This is a genomic window from Bifidobacterium bifidum ATCC 29521 = JCM 1255 = DSM 20456 (assembly GCF_001025135.1).
Classification (GTDB): Bacteria; Actinomycetota; Actinomycetes; order Actinomycetales; family Bifidobacteriaceae; genus Bifidobacterium; species Bifidobacterium bifidum.
On sequence record NZ_AP012323.1, the window covers coordinates 88985 to 102350 of the forward strand.

The following is a 13366-nucleotide window of genomic DNA, read 5'->3' on the forward strand; positions in this document are numbered from 1 at the left end:
TCAGAGCACCTCCGCGAACTTGGAGCTGTATTTACGGAATACATGAATGCCCAGCCATAGAATGAACGCGGACAGCACGTACGGCAGCAGGCATAGCAGTTTGTTATCGACCATGCTCCACGCGGTCGGCACATATTCTGGGGAAAGCAGGTTATGGCGAATATCCATGATTACCTGAGTGGAAGGATTCAGCATAAGCAATTTAGCCGCCCAAGAGAAATCTGGGTTGTTAGCCACCATCGAAATCGGATAGATGATAGGTGTGGCATAGAACATGGCTTGCAGCACTACCTCCCAAATATGTGCCACATCACGGAAGTACACAAACAGCGAGGCGAGCAGCAATGCCACGCCCAGCCCTAGACAGTACAACTGGATTATGCTGAACGGCACGAGCAGCACGCGCCAAGTGTAGTGTGCATGGGCGAAGAAACCGAACAAAATCACCACGCATAAGTTAATACCTAATGAAATCATGGAACCCATCGTGGTGGAGGCCACGATGATGTAATTTGGGAAATGCACTTTGCGTAGCAAATCACCGCGTCCCACGATGGATTGCATACCCATGCTGGTGGACTCGGAGAAGAAGCTCCACAAACAGGTGCCGCACAGCAGCGAAATCGGGAAGGTCGGGGTGCCGTCGGAGAACTTCAGGAATTTCACGAACACCACATACATCACCGCGAACAGCATCAACGGCTTCAATACGGACCATACCATACCTAGGAACGAACCTTGGTAGCGCAGCTGGAAATCGGTCTTCACCAGTTCCTTGAACACCACCATCGCGTAGTGGTACCTCTTCTTGAGGCTCTCAAAAAAATCTTTCACAAACATTCCATCCTACTAGTGCGAAGCGTTTGGACGCAAAATCATGTGGCAGTGCGGTTGGTGCGCTCTCCTTCGACAGTACTCTCATATATTCTAGTGAGGAAAGGACGTTTGTCTTAGTAAGGCGGAATATCTCACATGGTTCTCACAGCGGAACAGCATCATCCGAACATCAAGGTTTTCGTGTCGGCGCATAAGCGGGCCACGTTCCCCGAAGGGAAAAGCATCCTGCCGGTGCAGGTGGGTGCGGCGAACGCAGCAATCCGGTTTGCAAACACCTTGCATGACGACGAAGGTGAGAACATTTCCGCGAAAAACCCGTGTTACTGTGAACTGACCGCGCAATATTGGGCTTGGAAGAACGAAGACGCTGACTATTACGGTTTCTGTCATTACCGCCGATACTTCGACTTCACTGACACTCCGCATAAGGAAAACGACTACGGCGAGATCATCGATTCGTACATCGACGACCACGCGCTCGCCGAATACGGCATCAACGATGAGGCGATCGCACGTGCGGTGGATGGATGGGATGTCATCACCACGCCGTTGAACGACGTCCGCCGTATCGGCGGATTCTCGAATCTCAAGCAGCATTGGGCCGCCGACGAGCATCTTCGATTGAAGGATCTGCGCCACATGTACGACATCCTGTGTACGCGCCATCCCGATTACAAGGTGGACGCCGACGCCGTGCTTAACGGTCGTACCGCCGCGTTCTGCAACATGTTCATCATGAGGAAAGAAATCTTCTTCGAATACAACGAATGGCTGTTCCCGCTGCTCGACGAATTCGCCGATGCCACCGATTTCAGCAAGATGGATGTGCAAACCACGCGTACTGTGGGACATCTTTCGGAACGGCTGCTCAACATTTTCATCGCGCATAAGCAGCGTACTGGCGCACATTGGAAGATTAAGCGGATGCAATGCGTGCACTTCCTGCGCCCGGATCCAATGACTACGCTTGAACCGCTCGGTACGGAATACGGACGTATTGTGCCGGTGGTGTTCGCCGCGGACAACAACTATGTGCCGATGCTTGCCACTACCATCTATTCGATGCTGAAGAATGCTTCCACGAATCGATCGTATGACGTGATTGTGCTGGAACGGGATATTACCGACGAAAACAAGCGGTATATGGAACGGTTTTTCGCACAGTTCCCGAACGCCGCAATCCGCTTCTTCGACGTGAGCCGCTATCTGGCCGGTTTCAGTCTCACCACCAGTAACGCGCATATCAGCGTCGAAACGTATTACCGTTTCATCATTCAGGAGGCGCTACCGTTCTATTCGAAGCTACTGTACTTGGATTGCGATCTGGTGGTCAATGGCGATATCGCTGAACTGTACGATACTGAACTCGGAGACAACGCGATCGCCGCCGTACCGGATATCGATTTCATCGGCAATCTCAATATGAAAAACGGCGAGCGTGCGGAATACGTGAACAAGCAACTGCACATGCGTGATGCATATGGCTACTTCCAAGCCGGCGTACTGGTGATGAACCTCGACCGCATGCGCGAAATCCATACGGTGCATGAGTGGCTGGAAATCGCGTCCAAGCCGGGGTACCTCTACAATGATCAGGACATTCTCAACGTGGAATGCGAAGGCTTGATTTCGTATTTGGATTATTCGTGGAATGTGATGCACAATTGCGCAGGTCGAGTCAATGGCGTGTTCGATTTCGCGCCCGCCGACGTGTACCAGGCATATATGACGTCGCGTAAGGCACCGAAGATCGTGCATTACGCAGGCTTCGACAAGCCATGGAAGAATCCATGGTGCGATTTCGCTCCGATGTACTGGAGTTACGCGCAGGAGACGCCGTTCGTGGCACAGATGGTTGCCGCGATGAGCGGTGTGGAGCGTCCTGTTCCGTCAGAGCATCACGAACGTGCAATCGCCGCGGACAGCCCCATTCGCAAGTATGTGGACGTGTTTGCTCCGACTGGTTCGAAGCAACGCGAGCTGATGAAGGTGATGGCACGCAAGGTGCAGGGCAAGCGATGACAATATGGGGGTTGGTTGGATGAGCCTATCCAACCAACCCCCATATGTATTAGTGGGAAGTCAGTCCCTGCGGAACAGATCTCGGGTGTAGACCTTGGTATCCACGTCAGCGAGGTCACTGTTCCAGCGGTTGGCGACGATCACGGATGCACGGGTTTTGAAACCGGCAAGGTTATGGGTGACTTCGCTGCCTTGGAAGTCGGGCTTGTTCAACGTGGGTTCATAGATGAGCACGGGAATGCCGTTTGCCTTGAACTGTTTCATCACGTCCTGAATGGCGGACTGGCGGAAATTATCGGAACCGGACTTCATAGTCAGTCTGTAGATACCGACAACAGGATCCTGAATGTCCTTGATACGTTCCATGACTTCGGAAGCCACGAATTCCTTGCGTGTACGGTTTGCGTCCACAATGGCTTCGATAAGGTTTTGCGGTACCTGATTGTAGTTGGCAAGTAACTGCTTGGTGTCTTTCGGCAGGCAATAGCCGCCATAACCGAAGCTGGGATTGTTGTAACCGTTGCCGATGCGCGGATCCAAGCAAACGCCGTCAATGATTTCGCGAGTGTTCAGTCCGCGGCTTTCCGCGTAGGTGTCTAATTCGTTGAAATATGCCACGCGAAGCGCTAGATAGGTATTGGCGAACAGTTTGATGGCCTCAGCCTCGGTGGTGCCGACCACCAGCGTGGGAATACCGGTACTGCCATCATGATTGGCACGGGTGGCTTCAACTGGGTCTGCGCCCTCGGCAAGCAGATGCGCGAACTGATGTGCAGCCTTGACGGATTCAGCATCGTCCTGTGGAGCGCCAACCACAATACGGCTTGGATGCAGATTGTCATACAGCGCATGTCCTTCACGCAGGAATTCGGGGGAGAAGAGGATGCGATCGTCATTGAGAGTCTTGCGCAATTGCTGCGTGTAGCCAACGGGAATTGTCGATTTGATGACAATCCAAGCATGTGGCGAATACTGGCGGACTGCCGCAATCGCAGCTTCGACGCTGGAAGTATCGAAATAATTCTTCTTCTCGTCGTAATTCGTCGGCGTGGCGATTACAGCGAAATCGGCATCCGTGTACGCTTCCTGCGCGTCGATGGTGGCGTGAAAATCGAGCGGACGCTCGCCAGATGCGTTCCCCACCAGGAAATCGGTGATCACCGGATCGACGATAGGACTCTTGCCGTTGTTCAGCAATTCGACCTTCGCCGGAATGATGTCGAGCGCATGCACCTCGTTATGCTGGGAAAGCAGCAACGCGACGGACAATCCAACATAGCCGGTTCCTGCAACCGCGATCTTCATAACCAAACTGCCTTTCCCACTGCTGCCGTAATCCTAACCTATTGTAGACGGGTCACTTCGGCAAATCGACAAAGTCGATGTCCTTCAGGTAATTCTTGCCGACACTCATGTCATATTGAATGAGCTGATAGTCATGGAGTAATTGCTTGGCCTGCTTCGAGAGATTCTTTTTCTTGATGAGATTGCCGTTCGCATCCAGATAGGTCGGAGCGCTGCTGCTGCCTGAAGAATCCGGCACGGACATTGCCGGAATTGCCTGATGCATTTCAGTAAGAAACGCAAGATACGGACTGACTTTTGCATTATGATGTTCGGCGAGCTGAGCGGAGAAATAGTTTGATGATGTGTAGTCGCTGGAAACAGCGTGAAGTGGCCTGATTTTTGATGCTCCTATACATTGTCAAATGTGTTGGAGTGTTGGCTTTGCCCGAGGATTGAGTCCATCCACTCGATGATTTGTCGTTCGAGTTCGGGCAGATCCCGAACCCCACGTTCGATCTCGCTGACGCGGCTGGACGGCACGCCCAACGCGTCGCCGACCTGTTGCTGGGTTTTGCCGAGCGAGACGCGCACTTCCCTCAGCCTGGCCCCGCGTTCGACGGCGGGTTCGCGTCCGGCTTCGCCGTTGCGGATCGCGATGAGCGCCCGGTAGGCCTCGCGGGCGATGTAGCGCTTGAGACACCGCATGATCTCGAGTTTGCCCTTTCCCTCCTTGGTTTTCCTTACCACGTAGTCCTTGGTGGGTTGGTGGTGGCTCATGCGCACCAGGGCGACGTTATACAGGGCCCGGTTGCCCTGACGGTTACCGGATCTGTTCAACCGGTGCCGGTTGGTCTTGCCGCTGGATGCAGGCAGCGGGCAGGCGCCGCAGAGCTTGGCGAACGCCGCCTCGGAGCGGATTCGTTCCGGGTTGTCGCCGCCGATGACGGCCAGTTGGGCCGCCGACATGGTGCCCATGCAGTACACGTCGAGCAGGGGACGCGCGTTCTCTTCCAGAATCTGGCGCATGCGGCACTCCAGCACATCGGCCCTGTCGTGCAGTTCGCGCCATGACGACGCCAGCGTCTTCAGCGATGAGAGCACGTTCCGCTCGACGATGCCACCGGAGGGACGGCAGGCCGCGAGCTTGCCGATCCGTCTCTTGGACGGCAGCGACCGGTACCTCTCCCTGATTCCTTCCGGAGCGGTGGTGAGCAACTCGGCAAGACAGTTCGATATGGCCGTCATGGAGGTGACGAGCTGCTCGCGTGCAGCGATCAGGTGGCGCAACGCCTCGCACCAACCGTCGGATGCCTTGGGCGTGCTGATCCCATCGCCGGCGAGCACGCTTCTGGCGGCGGCTATGGCGTCGATGGGATCGGACTTGCCGTCGCTGCGGCGCACGCTGCGTTTCGGCCGCAGCACCTCGTGCACGGTGTAGCCGGCTGCGGCGAGCCTGCGCGAGAGCGCGGCACCGTACGAGTTGGTGCCCTCGACGCCCACGCCCAGGCACAGGGCCGGGTCACCTATCATGGCGATCAGCCGTTCGTAGCCCTTCGGGTCCGCATTGAAGGTCTCGGTGTCGGTCACCCGCCCGTGTTCGTCGAGCAGGGCCAGTGTGTGGGTTGTTGAATGCGTATCCACTCCGGCGAGGATCGTTGGTATAGTCGACTTCATCGTCGGTCCTTTCATGCGTTTGTCGCGATGCCGTTGCCGATGGCTTCCGGCACAGACAGAACGTTGACGGGGCACGCTACCATGGTCTTGCTGGGAACCGATGGAGCAACCACGCTCCTATGAGGTCATGTTCCATGGCCATCGGGTCGGTGGGCGGCGCGGGACAAATCAAAAACAGGACAGGTTCCAAGGAATCGTCAGTTCCGCCCGGGGTCACCGCACCGTCCATCATCCTTCATTATCGCCGGTCAGCTAAACCGGCATAACCATTATCAACGTTCCGCTCTTACAGTGAGGCGGCTTGTGCCGCTTGGTTCGTATGATACTCGGTTTCCACCGCTTCCGGTGTCCTGTAGCCCAGGGACTGGTGCAGTCGCTTCGAGTCCCCGCCACGAGACCCATCGGAACGTCGCCAGTTCCAAATCCTTCGGATCGGCGAAGGGCTTGCGCCGCCATACCAGCTCTGTCTTGTACGCGCCGTCGGCGCTTTCGGCCATGGCGTTGTCGTACGGGTCGCCGACCGTGCCGGTCGATGGCAGCATGCCGAACTCCCTGACCCTGGTGGCGTACACGAGGCCGATACACTGGATTCCGTGATCGCTGTGGTGCACGAGCCCCTCGGTGCCGCCATGGTTGGCGGCCCAGGATATGGCCTGCTCCAGCGCCTGCAACGGCAGCTCCTGCGTGCCCATGCCGGTGGCGCACGCCCGGCCCACGATGCGGCGGGCGAACACGTCGGCGACGAACGCGGTGTAGCCGAACGAGCCGTCGGCCATGCGCACGTAGGTGATATCGGCCACGTGCGACCGGTTGGGAGCCTCCGCCCCGAACTTCCGGTCCACCAGGTCGGGCCCGCCGCCCGCGCCCTTCGCCGGTTCCGTCGTCACCGGGGTCTTGCCGCGCCTGACGCCCCGGACGCCGAGTCCGCGCATGACCGAGGGCACCTGGCCGGGGCCGACCTCCTTCGGATCCCGGCCCCGGGCGATCAATTGGGCGTGCGTCTTCCCGTACCCGTACACGGCCATGAAGAAATCCGCGCGGATGCCGAGGATGTCGCGCGCCAACGCCTCGTGACGCGCCCGCATGCGGCTCACGGGCCTGGCCTTGAACATGCGGCAGCCGCGCGGCGTGACGAACCCGCAGCCCAACGATCCGGCCAATACCCTGCAGATCGGCCCGACCCCGAAACGGCCCCTATACTCGCCGATGCACGCGGCCATCAACGCCGTGTCGGGTCGAGCCTGGCCGCGAAAAAAGCCGGAGCCGTCGTCAGGATCCCGTCCGCCCGGCGCGGCTCGGCGACCTCGGCCCTCAGACTCTTGAGCTCCGCCATCGCGTCCTCCGCCGACTGTTTGGTCCCGGCGGCGACCGTCGCGTCCGCCTGGTCGCGCCAACGCCGCAGTGATTCCGGCGCTATCCCCGGATCCTTGGCGACCTGTTCGATCGCGTTCGTCTCCGACGAACACGAGCCCCGCGACTCCGTCAGCAGCCGGACGGCCTTCGCCTTGAACTCCGGCGTGTATCTCGTGCCCTTTGCCATGGTCCCATCATCTCCCATCGAGTCAGGGGAAATGCAGAACAAAAACCAGTTCATATCAGTCCCTCATAGAACTCGATGGAAGCATGCTCAAAAGAGCCAACAGATAGACCCACTGAGCTTTGTGCTGACTGTGAGTAGGACGGGCGTGAGTCGAGGGCGTTTCACCGACGCACGGCGTACTATTGCCAGTAGGGTTTCATGCGTCGACAAGGAGGCACGAAGATGTGGAGTTACGCGGCGTTATCCAAAGCGGCGAAAACAGTTGGAGGACCAGCTGGGCTTGTCCTTACGTTAATCGCTGGTGGTGTTGCCATCGGAGCCGCGAGCGTGGTAGCTATTCAGAAAATGGTTGAAAATAATGCTCGTCAAGAGATAACTGACGGGCATGACGATGATGACAATGATGAATCAAACAAGGAGGATTGATTCATCATGTATTGGTGTGGCAAGTGCAATACGGATATGAACTACATCGGGGACGGTCGGTATGAGTGCCCATCGTGCCATGCCACCGCTGGCGTTATTCCAGAAGATGGGTGGAACGATGATGACGACGAGACTTTGAGCGTTTATGACGCGGCTCTCATCTGGGCTTCTAATGGTAAGGATGAGGATTACATGTTCGGATACACGGAGGAAGAGCTTGAAAACGCTTTATAGCTGGAAGCGGAAGTGAGAGACAGTTCATGGTTCGTTATCGAGAAATGATTGGAAGTAGCTATCATGTGCTGTTCAGAGACTCTACGTCCGCTGAAGTACGTTGCGACTTCCTGTGTCCTTATTGCGAGCAGATGATGTCAGCAACTCTGACTGCCTATCCGTCCAATTATAATCTGATTGACAATGAGGGGTTCTTTGATAATCTCGCCTGTTCCTCGTGTGGAAAAGTGGCGAAGGTAAGGTTCCATCCCTCACAGAAGGTCTGAATCGTCATCGGGTTCATTGGACTGTTTTTCACTGTCGGGTTTGTTGTGCGATACGTCATTACTAGGGTGTGTTTACACTATTTAAGTTTTGCGTGATCATTGTCGTATGTGTACGCCGAGGTATGACATCACGCTGGATCAGTTCATGAGGGTCGCGCACCTGCTGCCGCGCCAGAGGGGCAACGTGGCGGTCGACAACTACACGTTCGTCAACGCCTTGCTGTGGATGTGCAGGACGGGGCCCGTGGAGGGATTGGCCGGAGTACTATGGCAAGTGGATCACCGTCTACCAGCGGTTCAACCGCTGGTCCAGGAACGGCGCGATGGAGCGCCTGTTCACGGCATTGCAGGAGGAGCGGATCATCGGGGTGGAGATCCGGGTGCTCGCCATGGACTCCACGAGCGTGAAGGTCCACCGGCACGCCACGGGCGCCCCGGAAAAAGGGGCCGCAGTCCGTCGGCGTATCCCGGGGAGGCAGGAACGCCAAAGTTCACGTGGTGTCCGACGGCGAGTCGACGCTCGTCGAAATCCATTTGAGCCCGGGCGACGGGCACGACGCGGCCACGGGCGCCGCTCCATGGCCGCGCCCGTGGCGTTCATGGGCGCGAAGCTGCTCATGGACCGCGTTTACGAGGGGGATTCCACCCGCTTGCTGGCCGGGTCGTTCGGCCTGACGCCGGTCGTGCCGCCCAAGAGGAACTGCGCGGACCCATGGGACCATGACAGGCAGGCGTACAAGGGGCGGAACGTCGTGGAACGCGTCTTCAACCGCATGAAGCACTGCCGCAAGGCCGCCACCCGCTACGACAGGCTCGACGCCACCTTCCTCGCCAACCTCCAACTCGCCCTCATCGCCATCCAACTCAAAAACACCAGCAAAACAACTAGTGTAAACACACCCTAGGACGGTCGCTTACTGCAGATAGCCATCGGGAGGGATGACGCCGCTTTGGACAAGCTTGGAGTACCAGCGGGCGCTGTCCTTCCAGATGCGCCGCTGCGTGCCATAATCGACGCGGATTAGACCAAAACGCTTGGTGTAGCCCCAGGCCCATTCGAAGTTATCGAGCAGACTCCAAGCGTAATAGCCGCGCACATCAGCCCCTTGACGCAGGGCCTCAGCCACGGCCTTGATGTGCCGCTCAAGGTAGGAGACACGCATGGCATCGTGGACAAGGCCGTCGTCACCAACCTCGTCATCCCAAGCCGACCCGTTCTCAGTGACCACCAAAGGCAAATCCGGGAACCGACGAGACAGTCCGACCAACAAATCGGTCAAGCCACGGGGATCCTGATTCCAACCCATGGCGGTCAGCTCACCTGTAGGTGCAAGCGTCTCGGTGCCGCCGACAGCCGGAATGGCTTCGCGATCGCGTCCGACGCGCGGCTCCAAAGCGTTGAGCGGTATTCCCGGACGCCGACGAACCGTATCCGTGCTGTAGAAATTGACACCTAGATTAGCCAATCGCTGTCTGATGACGGCCAGATCGCCGTCATGAACGAATGACCAGTCTGTGATGGCGCGCGTCCGTTCGATGATGCGAGGATCGTAACGTCCCTCGATCATCGGGCCGAGGAAGACGTCCCGTGTCATGAGGTTACGATGTTCGGTGGCTTCGCGATCGGCTGCACTGTCGCTGGCAGGGTAGGCCATGGGCAGATTGAGCGTTACGGACAGCCGAGCACCATCGCCCAATTCGGCCCGCACCGCTTCGACGGCCAACCCATGCGCCAGATTGAGATGATGCACGGCCTTCAGCGCAGCCAAATCACTGGAGATGCCAGGCGCGTGTACACCGCTGCCATAGCCAAGGAACGCCACGCAGAAGGGTTCGTTCAACGTGGTCCATGTGTCTACTTTCTCCCCCAACGCATGCGCCATGATCGCAGCGTATTCGGCGAACCACTGAGACACGTCACGGTTCTCCCAGCCACCGCGGTCCTGCGCCCATTGCGGCAGATCCCAATGATACAGCGTGACTACGGGCTTGATGTCGGCGTCTCGTAACGCGTCGAGTAACCGTACATAATGTTCTATGCCTTTGTCGTTCACTTTCCCCGGTTCGGGGACGATGCGGGGCCAGGCGATAGAAAGCCGATAGGCGCTGACGCCCAGTTGCTTCATCAGGCCGATGTCCTCTGCGTAGCGATGGTATTGGTCGCAGGCCACCGCGCCCGAGGAATGGTCAACGATATTGCCTGGTTGTTCGCAATAGGTGTCCCATATTGAGGGCACGCGCCCATCCTCGGGATAACGTCCGAATTCTTGCGCACTTTCGGATTCCGGCCCTGACGTAAGAGGGCATGGCCCGCGTCCTGTGTACGATTTTCATTCGCCAAAACAAAAAACCGCGATTGGAAGTCAGGAGACGGAACCATGCCCGAACACATCATACAGATCGACCAGAACCTGCTCGAGACCAGGCTCGACCGGCTGATCGCCGAGAAGATGACGCAGATCCTCAACGCGATGCTCGATGCGGAGGCCGACGAGATCGCCAACGCAGCCAGATACGAGCGGAACGGGGAGCGGAAGGCGTACCGCGCCGGCCACTACGAACGCAGCCTGACCGCCAAGGCCGGCAGGCTCGAACTCAAGGTGCCGAAACTCAAGGGCGCGGTCTTCGAGTCCGCGGTCATCGAACGATACCGGCGGCGCGAGCAGAGCGTCGAGGAATCCCTGATCGACATGTACCTGGCCGGCGTGAGCACCAGGCAGGTCGACGACATCAGCCAATTGCCGTGGGGTGACCGCATGCCCTCCCAGACATTGAGCGACAAGCTCAAGAAGGTGTACGACGAGATCGACGAATGGCGCACGAGGCCGTTGGAATCGGAGTATCCGTACGTGTTCGTGGACGGCGTGTGGCACAAACGCTCCTGGGGCGGAAGCGTGGAGAACGTCAGCGTCCTGGTCGCCATCGGAATCAACGCGGAGGGGCATCGAGGTCATCGGCGTGGCCGAGGGCAGAAGGAGGATTCCGCCAGCTGGGAGCAGTTCGTCCGCTCCATGATCGAACGCGGTCTGAAAGGCGTCAGGCTGGTGGTCGGCGACCGATGCGCCGGACTGGTCTCCACGGTCGGCTCGATGCTGCCCAAAGCGAAGTACCAGCGGTGCATGGTGCACTTCATGCGCAACGTGCTCAAGACGCCGCCAACCCACAGGGAATGGGCGTCCGCCGCCCTCAAGGCCATATTCGCCATGGAAAGCCGGGAATCCGCCCTGTCCAAGGCCGAACAGGTCGCCACGGAGATGGAATCCAGGAAGCTGAGGGGCGCGGCGAACTGCCTGCGCGAGGGGATCGGCGAGACCACCACCTACCTCCTGCCCGAATTCCCGGACGGACACCGCAGGCGCATCCGCACCAACAACATGATCGAGAGATTGAACAGGGAGATCCGCCGGCGCACGCGTGTCGTGGGAAGTTTCCCCGACGGGAACAGCGCGCTCATGCTCGTATGCGCGCGCATCCGGTACGTCACCGCGAACGAATGGTCGACCCGCCGCTATCTGGACATGTCCCGGCTCGATGACACCCTACAAGCAGCGAACTGATCATCGCGCCATGGACGGCCATGATCCAAAGTGCGCAACCTTTCGGGCACTACCGAGTCAGGGGAAATGCAGAACAAAAACCAGTTCATATCAAACAGCGCTGTGTTGGAATGAGCGCGGTCTACGGAGTTGGTTCTTGTTTCTGCGCATGCATATTCAAAAAGGGTTGCTTACGGAACCTTATCCTCTTATTAATAAAATGGTGACGTCGTAACGAGTCATGTTCGTGGGTAACATAGATGAAGCTGCATTTTGTAAGTAATTTCAACTGATGGAAGGAATGAGCCATTATGACTGATGCGGTGGAGTATCCCGATCTGGTGGTCGTGGGCGCGGGCCTGTTCGGCCTGACCGTGGCGCAGCAGGCCGTCGAGCGTTTGGGCGTCAGGGTGGAGATCATCGACGTGCGCGACCATATCGGCGGCAACGCGTACAGCTACATGGACGAGGAGACCGGCGCGGAGATCCACAAGTACGGCGCGCACCTGTTCCACACGTCCAACAGGCGCGTGTGGGAGTACGTGAACAGGTTCACCTCGTTCACCTCCTACGTGCACCGCGTGTACGCCACGCACGACGGCGAGGTGTATCCCCTGCCGATCAACCTCGGGACCATCAACCAGTTCTTCCACGCGCGTTACACGCCGGCCGAGGCGAAGGCCCTGATCGACGGGCAGGCCGGCGAGCTGGCGGGCACGGATCCGCAGAACCTCAACGACAAGGGCATTTCGCTGATCGGCCGTCCGCTGTACGAGGCGTTCATCAAGAACTACACGGGCAAGCAGTGGCAGACCGATCCGAAGGACCTGCCGGCGGGCATCATCAGCCGTCTGCCGGTGCGCTTCAACTACGACAACCGCTACTTCCGCGACACGTGGGAGGGTCTGCCGACGGACGGGTACACCGCGTGGATGGAACGCATGATCGACGATCCGCGCATCCACGTGACCCTGAAGACCGACTTCTTCGACGGTTCCCAGCCGTTCAACAAGGCCGCGCTGGCCGCGGCGGGCGTGCCGGTGGTGTACACGGGCCCAGTGGACCGCTACTTCGACTATTCGCTGGGCGAGCTCAAGTGGCGTACGGTCGACTTCAGGGAGGTGCGCTACGACGAGGGCGACCATTTCGGCTGCCCGGTGATGAACTTCTCCGACGCGGACGTGCCGTACACCCGCGCGATCGAGTTCAAGAACTTCAACCCGGAGCGCAGGGACTCGCAGAACCCGGACAAAACGGTGGTGTGGGAGGAGTACAGCCGTTTCGCGGAGCGCGTCGACGAACCGTACTATCCGATCAACACGGAGGCCGACAAGGCGCTGTACGCAAGGTACGAGGAGCTCGCGAAGGCCGAGCCGCTCACGGTGTTCGGCGGCCGTCTGGGCACGTACAAGTACTACGACATGCATCAGGTAATCGACACCGCGTTGACCGCGTACGAGGAACAGGTCGAACCACTCCTCAAGAAGTAGGCCGCACCCGCTTTCCACGCATGAAGGATCTCTAGCATCACCTTATGTTAGGAA

The 13366-nt window shown here is 58.2% G+C and carries 10 protein-coding genes and 1 pseudogene; 5 read left to right on the plus strand and 6 right to left on the minus strand.

What is annotated here, in order from left to right:
* Nucleotides 1–834 (minus strand): ABC transporter permease, encoded by an 834-nt coding sequence (locus BBBF_RS00305; RefSeq protein ID WP_007052892.1) that lies wholly within the window; start codon nucleotides 832–834, stop codon nucleotides 1–3.
* Between the two features lie 138 nt (nucleotides 835–972).
* On the opposite strand from BBBF_RS00305, the gene BBBF_RS00310 reads away from it, so the two are divergent.
* Nucleotides 973–2859 (plus strand): DUF4422 domain-containing protein, encoded by a 1887-nt coding sequence (locus tag BBBF_RS00310; RefSeq protein WP_021647494.1) that lies wholly within the window; start codon nucleotides 973–975, stop codon nucleotides 2857–2859.
* A gap of 60 nt (nucleotides 2860–2919) precedes the next feature.
* Here the strand turns inward: BBBF_RS00310 and BBBF_RS00315 are convergent, their stop codons facing one another.
* From BBBF_RS00315 to BBBF_RS00330, 4 genes are all read right to left on the minus strand, one after another.
* On the minus strand, nucleotides 2920–4164 hold the full coding sequence (locus tag BBBF_RS00315; RefSeq protein WP_021647493.1) for a nucleotide sugar dehydrogenase: 1245 nt from the start codon (nucleotides 4162–4164) through the stop codon (nucleotides 2920–2922).
* A gap of 52 nt (nucleotides 4165–4216) precedes the next feature.
* On the minus strand, nucleotides 4217–4408 hold the full coding sequence (locus tag BBBF_RS10670; RefSeq protein ID WP_033509597.1) for a hypothetical protein: 192 nt from the start codon (nucleotides 4406–4408) through the stop codon (nucleotides 4217–4219).
* A gap of 146 nt (nucleotides 4409–4554) precedes the next feature.
* A complete protein-coding gene (locus BBBF_RS00325) occupies nucleotides 4555–5820 on the minus strand; it encodes an IS110 family RNA-guided transposase (RefSeq protein WP_033509599.1) in 1266 nt (421 codons plus the stop codon).
* Nucleotides 5821–6092: 272 nt separating this feature from the next.
* Nucleotides 6093–7360, minus strand: a protein-coding gene (locus BBBF_RS00330) for an IS3 family transposase (protein WP_117726484.1) whose coding sequence is annotated in 2 segments (ribosomal slippage) — nucleotides 6093–7084 and nucleotides 7084–7360 — 1269 coding nt in all. Because the reading frame shifts where the segments join, the coding sequence is not laid out codon by codon here.
* Between the two features lie 222 nt (nucleotides 7361–7582).
* On the opposite strand from BBBF_RS00330, the gene BBBF_RS00340 reads away from it, so the two are divergent.
* Complete coding sequence (locus BBBF_RS00340) at nucleotides 7583–7786, plus strand: hypothetical protein (RefSeq protein ID WP_033509601.1); 204 nt, start codon at nucleotides 7583–7585, stop codon at nucleotides 7784–7786.
* 778 nt (nucleotides 7787–8564) lie between these two features.
* On the plus strand, nucleotides 8565–9191 hold the full coding sequence (locus BBBF_RS09365; RefSeq protein WP_117726483.1) for an IS5 family transposase: 627 nt from the start codon (nucleotides 8565–8567) through the stop codon (nucleotides 9189–9191).
* A gap of 9 nt (nucleotides 9192–9200) precedes the next feature.
* On the opposite strand, the pseudogene BBBF_RS00355 reads toward BBBF_RS09365, so the two are convergent.
* Nucleotides 9201–10544 (minus strand): annotated as a pseudogene (locus BBBF_RS00355) (GH1 family beta-glucosidase); the annotation flags it as partial.
* Nucleotides 10545–10664: 120 nt separating this feature from the next.
* Between BBBF_RS00355 and BBBF_RS00360 the strand changes: the two are divergent.
* Complete coding sequence (locus tag BBBF_RS00360; protein ID WP_021647483.1) at nucleotides 10665–11843, plus strand: IS256 family transposase; 1179 nt, start codon at nucleotides 10665–10667, stop codon at nucleotides 11841–11843.
* Nucleotides 11844–12133: 290 nt separating this feature from the next.
* On the plus strand, nucleotides 12134–13312 hold the full coding sequence (glf, locus tag BBBF_RS00365) for a UDP-galactopyranose mutase (RefSeq protein WP_033509605.1): 1179 nt from the start codon (nucleotides 12134–12136) through the stop codon (nucleotides 13310–13312).
* Nucleotides 13313–13366 lie beyond the last annotated feature (54 nt).